The organism is Micromonospora pallida (assembly GCF_900090325.1).
GTDB classification, from domain to species: domain Bacteria; phylum Actinomycetota; class Actinomycetes; order Mycobacteriales; family Micromonosporaceae; genus Micromonospora; species Micromonospora pallida.
In genome coordinates, this window is sequence record NZ_FMHW01000002.1 from 4,078,626 (window position 1) to 4,093,609 (window position 14,984).

The window sequence follows — 14,984 nt, forward strand, 5'->3', positions numbered from 1 at the left end:
GGGTAACGCGAACTTCTTGATCACGCCGGCATTGGTTGAGTGGCGGGATGGCGGGTAAGCCGGGGGGATCGGTGCGGCGAGAGGAGCGTGCGATGGTCAACGTCGGCTACACCCTGTTGTGCGAGCAGGCCGGCCCGAAGCAGCTGGTCGACTACGCGGTACGGGCGGAGGCGGCCGGCTTCGACCAGCTCGTCATCTCCGACCACTACTACCCGTGGCTGGACTCGCAGGGGCACTCGCCGTACGCCTGGTCGGTGCTCGGCGCGGTCGCGCACGCCACCTCGCGGGCGGAGCTGATGTCCTTCGTGACCTGCCCGATCCGCCGCTACCACCCGGCGGTGGTGGCGCAGAAGGCCAGCACGGTCGGCGTTCTCTCCGACGGCCGGTTCACCCTGGGCCTGGGGGCCGGGGAGAACCTCAACGAGCACGTGGTCGGCGGCTGGCCGCACGTGCAGCAGCGGCACGAGATGTTCGAGGAGGCGTTGCAGATCATCCGGCCGCTGCTGAACGGGGAGACGTTGACCTTCTCCGGCAACCACTTCGACGTACCGGACGCGTACGTGTGGGACCGGCCCGACCGACCGGTCCCGATGGCGATCGCCGCCTCCGGCCGGCAGTCGGCCACCCTGGCCGCCGAGTACGGCAACGGCATCGTCGCCACCGAGCCCGACCGGCACATCATCGAGATGTACGACGACGCGGGCGGCGCGGGCCAGCCCCGGTACGGTCAGGTGGCGATCTGCTACGGCCCGGACGAGGCCGAGTGCCGCAAGATCGTGCACGACCAGTTCCGCTGGTTCGGCCTGGGCTGGAAGGTCAACGCCGAGCTGCCCGGACCGGACTCGTTCGAGGCGGCCAGCCAGTACGTCCGGGAGGAGGACGTCGCCGAGGGCATCTCCTGCGGCCCGGACGTCGACCGGCACGTCGAGGCGTTCAAGAAGTTCGTCGACGCCGGCTTCAGCCACGTCGCCGTCGTCCAGGTGGGCGGGGACAGCCAGCCGATGTTCCTGGACTGGGCGCGCGAGGAGCTGCTGCCCCGGCTGCGCGAACTGTGAGCACCGCGCCGGTTCCGCCGCCAAGGGACGCCGGACAGTCCCGGACGACCGGCCCGGCACCAGACCGGTTCGGGTGGGCGGAGCTGCGGCTGGCCCTCGCCCGGCCCATGCGCATCGGTAACACGGAGATCCGGCCGCTCGGTGGCGGCCTCGGCTGCCTGCTGATGATCCTTTTCTCGGTGCTCGCCTCGATCGCGCTGACCGTGCTGGTCAACACGGTGCTCTGAGCGCCCCTCCGCCACGCGACTGGAGCGTTCACCGGGCTGGTGCCACGCCGGGTGTCGGCCGTTTGGAGGAGAGCTCTCGGTTCAGAATGGAGTGATGACGGCCAACACCACCCCGCGACGACATCCGCTCCTGCCCGTCCTCGCCGGCTCCCGAGCCGTCCTTGTCGGCCGGGACACCCCCGACCCCGACGCCGACCATGGCTTCGGCCACGGCTACGAGTCGGCGGTGGAGGCGACCAGGGCGTTGGCCCGCACCCTCACCTCCCCGACCATCGGTACGCCCTTCCTCGAAGCGCACACCGAACAGCTCGTGCGCGGGGAGTCCCCGGACGCGGTGATCGACGCCGTGCGCCGGGCCGCCGCGGCGGCGTCGGACACGTTGCTGTTCTCCTACGCCGCGACCGGCCCGGAACACTGGGAGACCCCCGAGGGCGCGGAGCAGTGGACCGAGGATCCGGGCAGCCTGCGGTCGGTGCTCAGGAGGGTCGCCGACCTGATGTGGGACAGTGCGGCGACCCGACTCGTCGTCCTGCTGGACTGCGGTTCCGCGCAGGTCGCCGTGCGGCACTTCACCCGGCCGGACCGACCGGCCGGTCACCGGCACGGCGCGCAGTTGTCGCTGCTGGGCGCTGGCCGGGTGATGCTGTTCGGGAGCGAGATCGACCCTTTCACGAGCACCCTCACCAGAGCGCTTCAGGCAGGGGTCGACGGCGGTCCGGAGGCCCTGAATCTGGTGGCGCTCGGCCACGCGGTGGAGGCCAAGTTCACCGAACTGCGGTACCAGGTCGAGAACGAGTACATTCCGGGAGCGAAACAACTGTTCTTCCACGGCGGCCACGAGGTGGCACTCGGCATCAACCGGGCCTTTCCGCCCGATGACCGCGACGTCGCCCTGCGGTACCCGCCGCGCTATCCCGGCGCCTTCTTCGCCCACCCGGACGCCGTGAGCGAAGCCGAAGGCTACTGACCCGACGACGCCGGGGAGAGGTCGATGTCTACGACGACCGGGTAGTGGTCGGAGGCGTACTCGCGCTCGCCGCCCCGCACGACCCGGCAGTCCCGCGCCCGGCCGGCGAGCGCGGGCGTGCCGAGCAGGTAGTCCAGGCGCATGCCGGAGAACTCCGCCCCGCCGCCCTCGGTGGTCGGGGCGGTCTCCGGCTCCCCCGTCCCGGCGTGGGTGAACAGGTCCACCAGTCCGGCCCGGTACAGCCGGGCCACCGCGCGGGTCTCCACCGTCTGGCCGTCCCGGCGCAGGTGTCGCCGCCGGTATGCGGCCGGCAGCCGGCCGATCCGGGCGGCGTGGTCGCCGTACGGGTCGAGGGTGTTCAGGTCCCCGGCGAGCAGCACGGCCTCCCCCGGTGCCCGACGCACGGCGGCGGCCAGCCAGCCTGCTTCCAGCAAACGTCGCCGCCCGCAGTACGGGTCGAGGTGGGTGCCGAGGACGGTCAGCGGCCCGGCCTCGGCGGTGGCCAGGGTGACCCGCTGCGCGGCGTGGTGGAACGGCCGGCGCACCGGCGCGGCGACGAGCACCCGCCAGGGCGGGCGGACCAGCACCGCGACCGGCTGGCCGAACCAGGTGCGGGCCAGGTACGCCCGCATCCCGACCGCCTCGGCGAACCGGTCCATGGTGTCGGCCGCGTCGAAGCCGCGTAGTTCCTGGAGGGCGAGCACGTCCGGCCGCTGGTCGGCGATCACCCGGAGCACCCGGTCGCGGCGGTCCGGGCCGGTGCGGTCCCGGCCGCCGGTCCGGATGTTCCAGGTCATCACCCGCAGCATCGTCGCGGCTCAGTCGGCCCGGCCCGCCTTGACCAGCTCGTCGTCGAGGGTGTGCACGTCCTCCGACTCGATCGTCGGTCGGTTCCCCTCGGCCAGGTCGGCGTTGGGGCGGATCACCCAGTAGAGGAGGCCCACCCAGCATGCGGTGAGCAGGATCGCGCCCATGAAGTCGGTCGGGTGGTGCATGCCCCGGTACATCCGGGAGATCGCCACCCCGACCGGCATGACCACGGCGAGCCCGACGAACACCCAGCGCCACCAGCGGTCGGTACGCGGGAACACGATGATCGCGATGGCCAGCCAGAGGCAGAGGGTCGCGGCGATGTGCCCGGACGGGAAGGACGAGGTGGGCATCGGCCCGTCCAGGTTCTCGATCGGCGGGCGCGGCCGGTCGACGGTGCCGGAGCTGGCCAGGAAGAGGCTCAGCTCGCCGAACATGGTCAGCGCCACGAAGAGCACCGGCCGCCAGCGTCGCCAGACCGCCAGCACCAGCGGGCAGAAGATCAGGGAGACCAGCAGGATGGCGTGGGTGTCGCCGGCCTTGCTCCACCAGTGGCTGACCTCGTCCCCGGCCGGGGTGCGTTGCGCGTCGAACCAGTTCGGCACGGCGGTGTCGAGCGTGGCGAAGAAGGTGCCGTCGGCGTGGTAGCTGACGAACATCCCGAAGCCGTAGAGCACCCCGAGCACCAGCACCCAGCCGATGATCAGCTCGGCCACGCCGGCCCGGGGGTGCGGGAGCAGCCGATCCTCGTCGGGCGCAGGCGCGACGTCGCGCGCGGCCTCCGGTTCCAGGCCCTCCTTCAGCGGTACGGCGGGCCGGCCCCGTTCCAGCCGCCAGAGTCGGAAGGCGTACGCGGTGACGCCGAGCCAGGCCGCGCCGAGCAGCCAGGCCCCGAGCACGTCGGAGACGAAGTGGACGCCGAGCGCGACCCGGCTGAAGCCGATCAGGGCCACCACGGTGGCGGTGAGCACGATCGCCGGCTTACGCCACCGGCGGGACATGGCCGGCAGGAAGACCAGCAGCAGCGCCCCGTACGCCACCATCGCGCCGAGCGCGTGCCCGCTGGGGAAGCTCTCCCCGGCGTAGCTGCCGATGCGTACCTCGACCTCGGGACGCAGCCGGTCGACCAGCGCCTTGAGCGTCGGGTCGAGGATGAGCGCGCCGGCACCGGTGACCAGCAGGTAGACCGCGAGTCGTCCCTGCCGCCGGATCAGCAGGCCGACCACCGCCACCGACACCAGCCAGAGGATCACCGATCGCCCACCGAGGTCGGTGATCGCGTTCAGCACGGTGACCAGCGGGCCGTGCGGCGAGATCTGCGCGTTGAGCCAGGCGGCGACGCCGTGGTCGACGTCGTAGAGCGGCGCCCACTGGCTGCGGACCAGGACGAGCAGCACCCCGAAGCCGACCCCGGCACCGAGCACCAGCGCCAGGCCGGCGAGGCTCCGTTCGGTGAAGTGCCCCAGGGGGCGACGTAGAACCTCTCTGACCGCAGCCACGACAGCCTCCTTCGCCTCTGGCGTGCGGCAGTACCCGATCGGCCGGTCCGGTACACCCGCCCGGCCGTCGGGGAGGGTGGTCAGAGCGCGGTCATCTCCCCGGTGTCGTGGACCTGCTCGCGGTGGGCCTCCGGCTCCCAGAGGTCCGGCTGGGCGGGCTCCTGCACGCCGATCCGCACCGCCTCGAGCTGGGCGGCGAAAGCCAGCCCGCCGAAGAGCGCCATCCCGGTGAGGTTGGCCCAGAGCAGCAGCGCCATCATCCCGGTCAGTGGCCCGTACGTCTGCCCGAAGTTGTCGCCGAACGCCACGTAGGCGGCGAGCAGCAGGCTGGTCAACCACCACAGCACGGTGGCGATGGCCGCGCCGAAGAACAGCCAGGACAGGCCGGGCTGCTTGCGCCGGGGCGCGTGCCGGAACAGCACGGCGACGGCGAGGACGGTCAGGACGAGGCTGAGCGGCCAGCGCAGCACGCTCCAGACGCCGTACACGGTGTCGCCCCAGGCGTAGTGCCGGCGTACCGAGTCGCCCATCGCGCCGCCGCCGACGAGGATCAGGAAGCCGACCAGCGCCGGCAGGCCGGCGGTGACGGCGAGCACGGCGGCCCGCAGGTACTTCCACAGTGCCGGGCGGTCCCGCTCGACGCCGTAGATCCGGTTCGCGCCCCGCTCGATCTGGGCCATGGTGGAGGTCAGTGCGGCCAGGCCGGTCAGCAGGCCCAGGGTCAGCGCCAGCTCGCCGACATCCTCGGTGCGTTCCCGGTCGCTGAGCAGTTCCTTGACCATGTCGTCGCTCGCGCCGGGGGTGAGCGCGAGCACGGTGTCCGCGACGACCGTGCCGCCCTCCTCCACGCCGAGTTCGCTGATCAGACCGGTGAGCGCGATCATGAACGGCACCACGGCGAGACAGAGTTGCAGGGCGAAGGCCCGGGCGTGACTGAACCCGTCGCCGTAGCGGAACCGGACGAAGGCGTCGCGCAGCAGGCACCAGCCGCCCTCGCGGCGCAGGGTGTGCCAGGCGTCGTCGGCGGAGAGCTCCTCGTCGGCCATCAGCCGGGTCTCCGGGACGATCCGGGTGCTACTCACGGTGTGCCTCCTCGACCCGGCGTTCACCCCGTTCCGCGACCGCCTCGGCGTCCTCGACCCGGCGTTCACCCCGCTCTGCGACCGCCTCGGCGTCCTCGGCCAGGTCGGGGTCCTGTGCCGGCCGTGGCACGCAGAGCCAGAGCGCCCCGGGGCGGATCTCCACCCGGAGCGACCGGCCGGGGTCGATCAGGTCGCCGTCCAGTTCCCGGGGCTGCGCCCGGTTGCTGGTGATCATGATGCGTTGGCCTCGGAAGACCTCCATCCGGGGCACCCGGCCGCGCCGGCGTACCACCGCCCAGCCGAGTTGCAGCCAGTGCCGCACCGTACGCGGGGTGAGCACGGCCACGTCGAGGTGGCCGTCGTCCGGCTCGGCCTCGGTGAGCAGGGTAACCCCACCCTGGAGCCGCCCCACGTTGGCGACCAGCACCGACCGGGCGCGACGCCGCACCGGGGGCCGGTCGTCGATGCGGATGCTCACCTTCATCGGCCGGTCCCGCAGGTGGCGGGCGGCCCCCATCACGTACGCGGGCCAACCGATGCGCGCCTTGGTCGACTCGGAGGTGTCGGCGAGCATCTGGGCGTCGAAGCCCATACCGGCCATCACCACGAAGTGGTGTCCCTCGACCGCGCCCACGTCGAGGCGGCGGCGGCCCTGCTCGACGGCGACCTCCAGCCCGGCGGCGAGGTCGCCGGAGAGGCCGAGGTTCGCCGCGAGCAGGTTGCCGGTGCCCTGCGGAAGCACGGCGAGAGCCACCTCGGTGCCGACCAGCCCGCTCACACAGGACATCACGGTGCCGTCGCCGCCGCAGGCGAAGACCACGTCGACGCCGGCCGCGACGGCCTGCTCGGTCTGGCCCCGGCCCGGGTCCTCGACGGTGGTCTCGTACCAGAGCGGTTCGGGCCAGCCCGCGGCGGTCAACGTCTCGTCGACGACGCGGCGCAGCTCGTCGAGATCGGCGACCTTGACCGGGTTGACCACGACGGCGGAGCGCAGGCCGCCCCGTTCCGCCCCACGCCGCCCACCCTCTCCAGCATCCACGGCGCAAGTGTGCAGCAATGTGGCGTCGGCAGCGACCCGGCGAGGTCCGTCGTCGGACAGACCACAAAAAGGTTTCAGACCCGGGTACGGACCGGCCGGGTGGACTCCGGGCGGGCCCGGCACCGGTGGGCCCGCGTGCTCGGCGTCGTCGGTCTCGGGGTCGCGCCCGGGGTCAGGCCACTGCCCGTACCGCCGCCTCCACCCGCCGGCGCAGGTCGCGCAGTTCGACGCCGGCCTCGCGGAGGACCTGCGCGGCCAGCCCGCTGCCCTCCCGGAGCAGGCCGAGCAGGATGTGTTCGGTGCCGATGTGCCGGTGCTTGAGGTGCAGCGCCTCCCGCAGGGCCAGTTCGAGCACCTTCTTCGAGCGGGGGGTGAACGGGCCGCCCGTGGGCCGCCGCCACCAGCCCCGACGGCGTGGTGGCACCGGCCGGCGCAGCGCGCCCGGCCCGAACGACTCCTCGAGCCGGGCCTCGATGGCGGCCAGGTCGATGCCGATCTGGCGCAGCGCGGCGGCGTCGGCCTCGCCGAGGACGGCGCTGCGGTCGACGTGCCGGGCTGTCCGGGCACGAAGGTCGTCGGCGGCGATGCCGGCGTCGGCGAGCACCTGGGTGGCCAGGGCGTCCGGGTCGGCGAGGATGGCCAGGAGCAGGTGCTGCGTGCCGACCGCCTCCCGGCCGGCCTCGGCCCGGGCTCGCCGGACCACCTCGCGGGACCGGTCGGTGAACCGTTCGAACATCACGCCTCCCAGGATTGCTCGACCGCCGGTCGCCCGGCGTGCTTCTTGTGGACCGCTTGCCGGCTCACCTCGAGCGCGTCGGCGATCTCCTGCCAGGACCAGCCCGCCTGTCGGGCGTTGTCCACCTGGACCACCTCCAACCGCTCCAGCAGCCGGCGCAGGGCGAGCACGGCCCGCAGGCCGACCCGGGGGTCGGCACTGCCGGCCGCGGCCGCGAGTTCCGTTGCCTGACTCATGCTGTCAATTTACGTTGACATAGCCACCATGTCAACCATGGTTGACATGGTGGTGGGTGGACCGTGGAGACGACGAAGGGCCCCCTCTATGGTGGGCCGATGGCGTCGGTCAAGCATTTCCAGGTCACCTTCGACTGCGCAGAACCGGAGCGCGTCGCTCGTTTCTGGTGCGAGGCGTTGGGGTACGTCGTACCGCCGCCACCGGAGGGGTTCGCCACGTGGGGCGACTTCGATCGCGCGCTGCCGCCCGAGCACCAGGGTTCGGCGTTCACCTGCGTCGATCCCTCGGGGGTGGGCCCGCGACTGTTCTTTCAGCGCGTACCCGAAGGCAAGGTCGTCAAGAACCGGCTGCATCTCGACGTCCGGGTCGGCACCGGGCTCGTGGGTGACGAGCGCGTGGCCGCGCTCGAGGCCGAATGCGCACGACTGGTCGCGCTCGGCGCGGTACGCGAGCGACTACTGCTTGCCGACGGCGTCAACGAGTCGTGCCTCGTGATGCGGGACATCGAGGGCAACGAGTTCTGCCTCGACTGAGTGGCCGCGACGCTGAGGATCGAGGTCGCGGGATCGCTTGATTTCGGGCATACGGCCCCGGTTGTCGGGCGGAACGAGGGAGAGTCGGCACAGAGGCTCGTGCCGAAGGAGGACTCGTGCGACCGCCCCGCCGGCTGCTGGCGCTGCTCGGCCTCGCCGCGGTGTTTCCCGTGGTCGAGGCCATCATCCTGGTAATGGTCCCGTTCCGCAGCGCGGAGGGCCTCATCCCCCAGAGCTCCGCGGTCTGGCCGTACGACCTGTACCACGACATGCGCTGGGTGCTGGTCTACCACAACTCCTGGTTGACGTTCGGGCTCCTCGTGCTGGGCGTGATCGTGCTGCGTGGGCTGTACTCCGCAGCCCTGGTCGGCCTGGCCTGGCCGGAAGGCGTGCGGCGGCCGGCGTTCCCGGCGCTGGTACGGCGCAACCTCGAGATCGCGGCCGTCACGGCGGTCCTCGTCCTACCGTTCGCCGCGTACGCCGTCGCCGCGTCGGTGGTGTCGCTGTCCTGGTTCCTGTTCGTCTCGCTGGGTCCGATGCTCCTCCTCGCCCCCTTCCTGCAACGGATGGCCGTGGGCCGCGGCCTGTGGCGGGGACTGCCGTCGGCCGAACTGCTCGGCTGGTCGCTGCTCGACTTCGTGGTGATCTCGGTGGCCGGTGGGGTGGTGTGGGAGGTTCCCGAGCCGGTGACGCCCCTCGTCGCCGCGGTTGCGGGCGCGGTCAACGGCCTGCTGTGGAACCGGACGGTGCGGGCGGCCGTGCTCCAGCGGCACGTACGGTGGCGGCGGGTACCCGCGGTGCCGATCGTCGTGGTGCTCGCGCTGGCCACCCCGCTGGCGGCGCAGACGATCACCTCGCCCCGCCACGAGACGAACACCTTCACCCCGCCGATCTTCGACCGGCCGCTGCCCGAGCGGGTGCGCTACGCGGTGATCCTGCTGGCCGGGCACGACTCCGCGTACGACGGCCGCCCGTCCGGGGACCCGGCGGTCGAACGGTTCTCGTACGCGGGCCTGGACGCGAGTGGCCGGCCGCTGCCGTACCGGTGGCTCGACACCCACCGGTCGCTGGGCTCCAGCGCGGAACTGCTCGCCGCGCAGGTCGACGCGGTGCACCGCCGGACCGGCCGGCCCATCGCCCTGGTCGGCGAGAGCGAGGGGGCAATGGTGGCCCGGCGCTACGTCGGGGATCGGCCGGACCCTCGCGTGCAGGCCCTGGCGATGTTCAGCCCGCTGGTCCGCGCCGGGCGCACGTACTACCCGCCCCGGGACGCCAGTACCGGCTGGGGCCTGGCCGCCGGCTGGGTGCTGCGGGGGATGTTCGCTGTCACCCAGGTCGGCCGAACGGCCGCCACCACGCCGGACGAGCCGTTCATCCGCTCACTGATGGACGAGGGCGGGCCCTTCTACCGCCTGCACATGTTGTGTCCCGTTCCGGGGGTCCGGGAGATCGCCTTCCTGCCGACGGTCACCGCGGCCGAGGCGCCACCGGCCCCGTACATCCGCATCCCGGCCGTCGAGACACCGTCCTTCCACGGGGGGTTCCTCGGTCGCCCGGTCATCGAGGACCAGTTGATCGACTTTCTCGCCGGTGAGGAGGTCAACGTCCGGCGTCGGGAGTTCGGTCTCCTCCAGCGGCTGGGTGCGGGCTGGCACGCGCCCAGCCTGGCGCTACGCATCAACCCGGTCTGGGAGCCCATCGTGCCACCCGGCCTGCCCGCCTTCTCGACGGGATACTACTGCCGTCCGTTGCGGCAACCGGGCTGACCCGCAGCCGCTGGCCGGGTTCGGTCAGACCCGCGAGGCGGACGTGCGGCTCGCCGCGCGGAGTTGCCCCGCGAGCAACCAGACGGCCACGGCGGCGAGCATCGCCGTCATCCAGGTCGCCAGCGGGTGGTACGGCAACAGCAGGATGCCGAGCCCGACGCTCACGGTCGCGGTGACGATCGCCGCGACGGTGGTGGCCCGCCGGTCGAGGAGCACCGCCAGCCCGGTCAGCGCGGTCGCCACCCCGACGAGCAACTGGACCCAGCCCCAGCCGCCGACGTCGAGGTAGAACAGCTCCATGCTGGCGATGTCGACGTACGGCTCCAGCGGAATGCTGGCGATTCCGGTGAGACCCTCGATCACGCCGGCCGTGCTCAGCAGCAGCGAGGCCAGGTGACGCCGGCTCCGTCGCTCGCCCTCCGGGCCGATACCGTCCGGACCAATGCCGTCCGGGCTCATGCCGTCCGGGCTCATGCCGTCCGGGCTCATGCCGTCCGGAGCTGGCCTGCCTCCCGCCATGCTGCCTCCGCCGTCGAGAACCCACACCCGGTGGTGCGGGGCGGCCAGCATGACGAAGCGCCTCCGCGCAGCCCGTCCAGGTCGCCGCTCCTCCATCGTCGCCCGCCCGGCGGCGGCGCGCCCCGACTTCCGGACAGCCGGGTCTCCGGTCCTGGCGCGCCAGGGCGGGGTGACGCCAGCATCCGGCTTCCCGTCACGACCAACCGGTTCCAGTTCCGCTGACTCGCCCCGTCGGCCGCGAGACCGCCACTACTGTCCTGGTCAGGTGGCCCTGTGGCCCTTCTCGGAGGCGATGGGACGGCGAGGTGGGAGGTGGGTCCGCGATGAGCGCAGCCGCCGACGCGCCCGTCCTGGTGGGGGTGAGCGGCTCCGACGAGAGCCTGCCGGTGGTGCGGCTGGCCGCCCGGGAGGCGGCCGAGCACGGCCGGCGGCTCCGGGTGCTGCACGCCTTCAACTGGGAGGCGGCCCTGGCCGCGCCGAGCCTCGCCGGAGCCCGGGCCGAGGCCGAACGGGCGCTCACCCGGGCCGTCGAGGCGGCCGGGGCGGTGGCCTCCGACCTGCTGGTGGACACGCACGTCGTGGAGGGTGCGGCGGTGGCGGCGCTGCTGCGGCAGTCCGAAGCGGCCTTCCTGGTCGTCGTCGGCGACGGTGGCATGACCACCCGGGACTGTGTGTCGCCCGAGGCGGCGGCCGTGCAGGTGGCCGCCCAGGCCGGCTGCCCGGTCCTGGTGGCCCGGCTCGCCCCGCCACCGCGCGGACCTGTCCTGGTCGGACTGGACGGCTCGGCCACCTCCCGGTTCGCGCTGGACTTCGCCCTCGACTGCGCCGCCCGGCACGACGGCCGGCTCCGGGCGGTCCGGGTGATCGAGGCCGACGGCGACGCCGATCAGCCCCGGCGGGACGTCACCGAACTGCTCGCCGAGCGGGGACAGCGGCACCCGACGGTCACCGTCGAACCGGAGGTGCTGCGTGGTGACCCCGGCCAGGTACTGATCGACGAGTCCCGGTCGGCCCGGCTGGTGGTGGTCGGCGCCCGGGGCGACCAGCCGTGGCGGGGCCTGCTCGGCGCGGTCAGCCAGTCGTTGCTGTACCACGCCCCGGCTCCGGTGATCTTCGTACGCGGCGTCACCGACATCCCGCTGGACACGCCGTGACCGCTGTCGAGCCGCACGGCCCACTGACCGACGACGAGCTGCGGCGGCTGGACGCCTACTGGCGGGCGGCCAACTACCTCACCGTCGGCCAGATCTACCTGCTGGACAATCCGCTGCTACGGGAGCCGCTCACCGTCGAGCACGTCAAGCCCCGACTGCTCGGCCACTGGGGCACCGGCCCGGGCCTCAACCTGCTCTACGCCCACCTCAACCGGGTCGTCGTCAACCGCGACCTGAACGCCATCTTCGTCACCGGCCCCGGCCACGGCGGCCCCGCCATGGTGGCGAACACCTGGTTGGAGGGCACCTACAGCGAGCGGTACCACTCGGTCGGGCGGGACGGGGCCGGCATGGCGAAGCTGTTCCGCCAGTTCTCCTTCCCCGGCGGCATCCCCAGCCACGTGGCACCGGAAGTGCCGGGTTCCATCCACGAGGGCGGCGAGCTGGGGTACGCCCTCAGCCACGCCTACGGCGCCGCCTTCGACAATCCGGACCTGCTGGTGGCCTGCGTGATCGGCGACGGCGAGGCGGAGACCGGCCCGCTGGCGGGCAGCTGGCTGTCCAACGTGTTCCTGAACCCGGCCCGGGACGGCGCCGTCCTGCCCATCCTGCACCTCAACGGCTACAAGATCGCCAGCCCGGCGGTGCTGGCCCGGATCCCCCTCGACGACCTGCTCGACATGATGCGCGGCTTCGGCCACCAGCCGTACCTCGTGGCGGGCGACGACCCGGTCCGGGTACACCAGACCCTCGCCGCCACCCTGGACCGCGCGGTCGACGAGATCGCCACCATCCAGCGCCGGGCCCGGTCCGGCGAGGCGGTCACCCGGCCACGCTGGCCGATGATCATCCTGAACACCCCGAAGGGCTGGACCGGGCCGGACGTGGTCGACGGCAAGCAGGTCGAGGGGACCTACCGGGCCCACCAGGTGCCGCTGTCGGCCGTCCGGGACAACCCGAAACACCTGGCCGAGCTGGAACGCTGGCTGCGGTCGTACCAGCCGGAGGAGCTTTTCGACGCCACCGGCGCGCCGGTGGCCGAGCTGACCGCCCTGCCGCCGACCGGGGACCGGCGGATGAGCGCCAACCCGGTCACCAACGGCGGACAGGTGCTACGCGACCTGGTCCTGCCGGACTTCCTCGGGTACGCGGTCGACGTGCCCGCGCCGGGTGCGCCCGGCACCGGCGCGACCGGCGTCCTCGGCCCCTGGCTCCGGGACGTCATCACCGCCAACCCGCAGACGTTCCGCCTGTTCGGCCCGGACGAGGTCGCCTCGAACCGGCTCGGCGCGGCGTTCGAGGTCACCGATCGGACGTTCGTGGCCGACACCGGCCCCGACGACGACCACCTGGCCGCTGACGGGCGGGTCATGGAGGTGCTCTCCGAGCACCTGTGCCAGGGCTGGCTGGAGGGCTACCTGCTCACCGGACGGCATGGCGTCTTCACCAGTTACGAGGCGTTCATCCACATCGTCGACTCGATGGTCAACCAGCATGCCAAGTGGCTGAAGGTGACCCGGGACCTCCCCTGGCGACAGCCGCTGGCCTCGCTGAACTACCTGCTCTCCAGCCACGTGTGGCGGCAGGACCACAACGGCTTCTCCCACCAGGACCCGGGCTTCATCGACCACGTAGTCAACAAGAAGGCCGAGGTGGTCCGGGTCTACCTCCCGCCGGACGCGAACACCCTGCTCTCCACCATGGATCACTGCCTGCGCAGCCGGCAGTACATCAACGTGGTGGTGGCCGGCAAGCAGCCCGCGCCGAACTGGCTGACCATGGCCGAGTCCGTCCAGCACTGCCGGCGCGGCCTGGGCATCTGGGCCTGGGCCAGCACCGACGAGGGCAGCGAGCCGGACGTGGTGCTCACCTGCGCCGGGGACGTCCCGACGCTGGAGACCCTCGCCGCCGCCGACCTGCTCCACCAGCGGCTGCCCGAGCTGAAGGTCCGGGTGGTGAACGTGGTCGACCTGATGCGGCTGCAACCGCCGTCGGAGCACCCGCACGGACTGCCGGACAGCGAGTTCGACACCATCTTCACCCGGGACCGGCCGATCATCTTCGCCTACCACGGCTACCCGTGGCTGATCCACCGGCTCACCTACCGTCGGACCAACCACGGCAACCTGCACGTGCGGGGTTACAAGGAGGAGGGCACCACCACCACGCCCTTCGACATGGTGATGCTCAACGACCTGGACCGTTTCCACCTGGTCATCGACGTGATCGACCGGGTGCCGGGGCTGGCCGCCCGCGCCGCGCACCTCCGCCAGGAGATGGTCGACGCCCGGGAGGAGTGCCGCGACCACACCCGGCGCTTCGGCGAGGATGCTCCCCGGGTCGCGGAGTGGCGTTGGGTCCGCGAGACCGACCCGACCGACCGGTAGCGGCCCGCCGGCGGTGGGCGCGCGAACGAGAGGAACACAGCATGGGCGACGACGAGATCCTGGTCGGCTACGACGGCTCCCCGGACGCGGCAACCGCCCTGGCCTGGGCACTGGACGAGGCCGGGCGGACCGGCCAGCCGGTGCGGCTGGCGTACGTGTTCGAGTGGCTCACCGTCGGGGGGTGGATCGGCCTCGGCATCGCCCCCGGCGCGTGGCCCGACGAGGCCGCCCGGGAGCAGGTGGAACAGCTCGTCCGGCGGGCGGCTGCGGACGCCGCCGCGGCGCACCCGGCGCTGACCGTGCACGGCGAGGTGCTCGACGGACCGCCCGCGCTGGTGCTCCAGGAACACTCCGCCGACGTGGCCCTGCTGGTGCTGGGCAGTCGGGGACACGGCGGCTTCACCGGCCTGCTGGCCGGCTCGACCGCCGTGTCGGTCAGCACCCACGCGCACTGCCCGGTCGTGGTGGTCCGCCGGGACACCTCGGCCGCCACCGGAAGACGGGTCGTGGTCGGGGTGGACGGCTCGGAGTGCTCGCTGATCGCGCTCGGGTACGCCGTGGAACGGGCCGAGCAGCGGGCCGTACCGCTGCACGTGGTGCGGGCCTGGGCGGCGGCGCAGTGGCGGGCCCAGGGTTTCGACCCGAACGAGGCCCAGGCGGCCGAACAGACCAACCTGGAGGAGTCGCTGCGGCAGTGGCGGGAAAGCTTCCCGAACGTCCCGGTGACCACCGAGGTGATTCCCGGCAACGCCGCCTCCGCGCTGGTGGAGGCGAGCCGGGACGCGCAGCTCGTGGTGGTCGGCACCCGGGGGCGGGGCGGCCTGCGCGGCGCGCTGCTCGGCTCGGTCAGCCAGCAGGTGCTGCACCACGCGCACTGCCCGGTGGCGGTGGTCCGGGAACGGTGACCGCCCCGGTGTCGTCCCGCACGGCACCGCCGTGCGCTGAAGCGTCCCGCTGGGCGACTGACGCCGGT

The 14,984-nt window shown here is 72.6% G+C and carries 14 protein-coding genes and 2 pseudogenes; 8 read left to right on the forward strand and 8 right to left on the reverse strand.

Annotation, left to right across the window (positions count from 1 at the left end; translation table 11 throughout):
* Positions 1 to 92 precede the first annotated feature (92 nt).
* The 3 genes from GA0074692_RS16530 to GA0074692_RS16540 all read left to right on the forward strand — a co-directional run bounded on the left by GA0074692_RS16530 (position 93) and on the right by GA0074692_RS16540 (position 2,249).
* Positions 93 to 1,055 (forward strand): TIGR03557 family F420-dependent LLM class oxidoreductase, encoded by a 963-nt coding sequence (locus GA0074692_RS16530; RefSeq protein WP_091645637.1) that lies wholly within the window; start codon positions 93 to 95, stop codon positions 1,053 to 1,055.
* On the forward strand, positions 1,052 to 1,282 hold the full coding sequence (locus GA0074692_RS16535; RefSeq protein ID WP_091645639.1) for a hypothetical protein: 231 nt from the start codon (positions 1,052 to 1,054) through the stop codon (positions 1,280 to 1,282). Before GA0074692_RS16530 ends, GA0074692_RS16535 begins: the two co-directional genes overlap by 4 nt.
* A 94-nt stretch (positions 1,283 to 1,376) precedes the next feature.
* A complete protein-coding gene (locus tag GA0074692_RS16540) occupies positions 1,377 to 2,249 on the forward strand; it encodes a hypothetical protein (protein ID WP_091645641.1) in 873 nt (290 codons plus the stop codon).
* Here the strand turns inward: GA0074692_RS16540 and GA0074692_RS16545 are convergent.
* The 7 genes and pseudogenes from GA0074692_RS16545 to GA0074692_RS16570 form a co-directional block, all read right to left on the reverse strand.
* Positions 2,243 to 3,058: an endonuclease/exonuclease/phosphatase family protein gene (locus GA0074692_RS16545; protein ID WP_091645643.1), complete on the reverse strand. Its 816-nt coding sequence runs from the start codon at positions 3,056 to 3,058 to the stop codon at positions 2,243 to 2,245. The genes GA0074692_RS16540 and GA0074692_RS16545 overlap by 7 nt on opposite strands.
* A gap of 9 nt (positions 3,059 to 3,067) precedes the next feature.
* Positions 3,068 to 4,558 (reverse strand): phosphatase PAP2 family protein, encoded by a 1,491-nt coding sequence (locus tag GA0074692_RS16550; protein WP_091645645.1) that lies wholly within the window; start codon positions 4,556 to 4,558, stop codon positions 3,068 to 3,070.
* Between the two features lie 80 nt (positions 4,559 to 4,638).
* A complete protein-coding gene (locus tag GA0074692_RS16555; RefSeq protein ID WP_091645647.1) occupies positions 4,639 to 5,640 on the reverse strand; it encodes a YihY/virulence factor BrkB family protein in 1,002 nt (333 codons plus the stop codon).
* The gene (locus GA0074692_RS16560; RefSeq protein ID WP_091645649.1) at positions 5,633 to 6,679 is read right to left on the reverse strand and encodes a diacylglycerol/lipid kinase family protein; all 1,047 of its coding nucleotides are present in this window, start codon (positions 6,677 to 6,679) and stop codon (positions 5,633 to 5,635) included. The genes GA0074692_RS16555 and GA0074692_RS16560 overlap by 8 nt, the downstream gene beginning before the upstream one ends.
* Before the next feature lie 172 nt (positions 6,680 to 6,851).
* Positions 6,852 to 7,058: pseudogene (locus GA0074692_RS36980) on the reverse strand (Clp protease N-terminal domain-containing protein); the annotation flags it as partial.
* 168 nt (positions 7,059 to 7,226) lie between these two features.
* Positions 7,227 to 7,415: pseudogene (locus GA0074692_RS36985) on the reverse strand (Clp protease N-terminal domain-containing protein); the annotation flags it as partial.
* Positions 7,415 to 7,651: an HTH domain-containing protein gene (locus tag GA0074692_RS16570; RefSeq protein ID WP_091645653.1), complete on the reverse strand. Its 237-nt coding sequence runs from the start codon at positions 7,649 to 7,651 to the stop codon at positions 7,415 to 7,417. The pseudogene GA0074692_RS36985 and the gene GA0074692_RS16570, both read right to left, overlap by 1 nt.
* Before the next feature lie 99 nt (positions 7,652 to 7,750).
* On the opposite strand from GA0074692_RS16570, the gene GA0074692_RS16575 reads away from it, so the two are divergent.
* Together GA0074692_RS16575 and GA0074692_RS16580 are read left to right on the forward strand one after the other, a co-directional pair.
* Positions 7,751 to 8,185, forward strand: coding sequence for a VOC family protein (locus tag GA0074692_RS16575; RefSeq protein WP_091645655.1), 435 nt, complete (start codon positions 7,751 to 7,753; stop codon positions 8,183 to 8,185).
* A 116-nt stretch (positions 8,186 to 8,301) separates the two neighbouring features.
* Positions 8,302 to 9,951, forward strand: coding sequence for a lipase family protein (locus GA0074692_RS16580; RefSeq protein ID WP_091645656.1), 1,650 nt, complete (start codon positions 8,302 to 8,304; stop codon positions 9,949 to 9,951).
* 24 nt (positions 9,952 to 9,975) lie between these two features.
* On the opposite strand, the gene GA0074692_RS16585 is transcribed toward GA0074692_RS16580, so the two are convergent.
* Positions 9,976 to 10,470: a DUF7144 family membrane protein gene (locus GA0074692_RS16585; RefSeq protein WP_141725307.1), complete on the reverse strand. Its 495-nt coding sequence runs from the start codon at positions 10,468 to 10,470 to the stop codon at positions 9,976 to 9,978.
* A gap of 323 nt (positions 10,471 to 10,793) precedes the next feature.
* On the opposite strand from GA0074692_RS16585, the gene GA0074692_RS16590 reads away from it, so the two are divergent.
* The 3 genes from GA0074692_RS16590 to GA0074692_RS16600 are packed head-to-tail and all read left to right on the forward strand — an operon-like array spanning position 10,794 to position 14,916.
* A complete protein-coding gene (locus tag GA0074692_RS16590; protein WP_091645661.1) occupies positions 10,794 to 11,624 on the forward strand; it encodes a universal stress protein in 831 nt (276 codons plus the stop codon).
* Positions 11,621 to 14,011, forward strand: coding sequence for a phosphoketolase family protein (locus GA0074692_RS16595; protein WP_091645663.1), 2,391 nt, complete (start codon positions 11,621 to 11,623; stop codon positions 14,009 to 14,011). The genes GA0074692_RS16590 and GA0074692_RS16595 overlap by 4 nt, the downstream gene beginning before the upstream one ends.
* Before the next feature lie 41 nt (positions 14,012 to 14,052).
* A complete protein-coding gene (locus GA0074692_RS16600) occupies positions 14,053 to 14,916 on the forward strand; it encodes a universal stress protein (RefSeq protein WP_091645665.1) in 864 nt (287 codons plus the stop codon).
* Positions 14,917 to 14,984 lie beyond the last annotated feature (68 nt).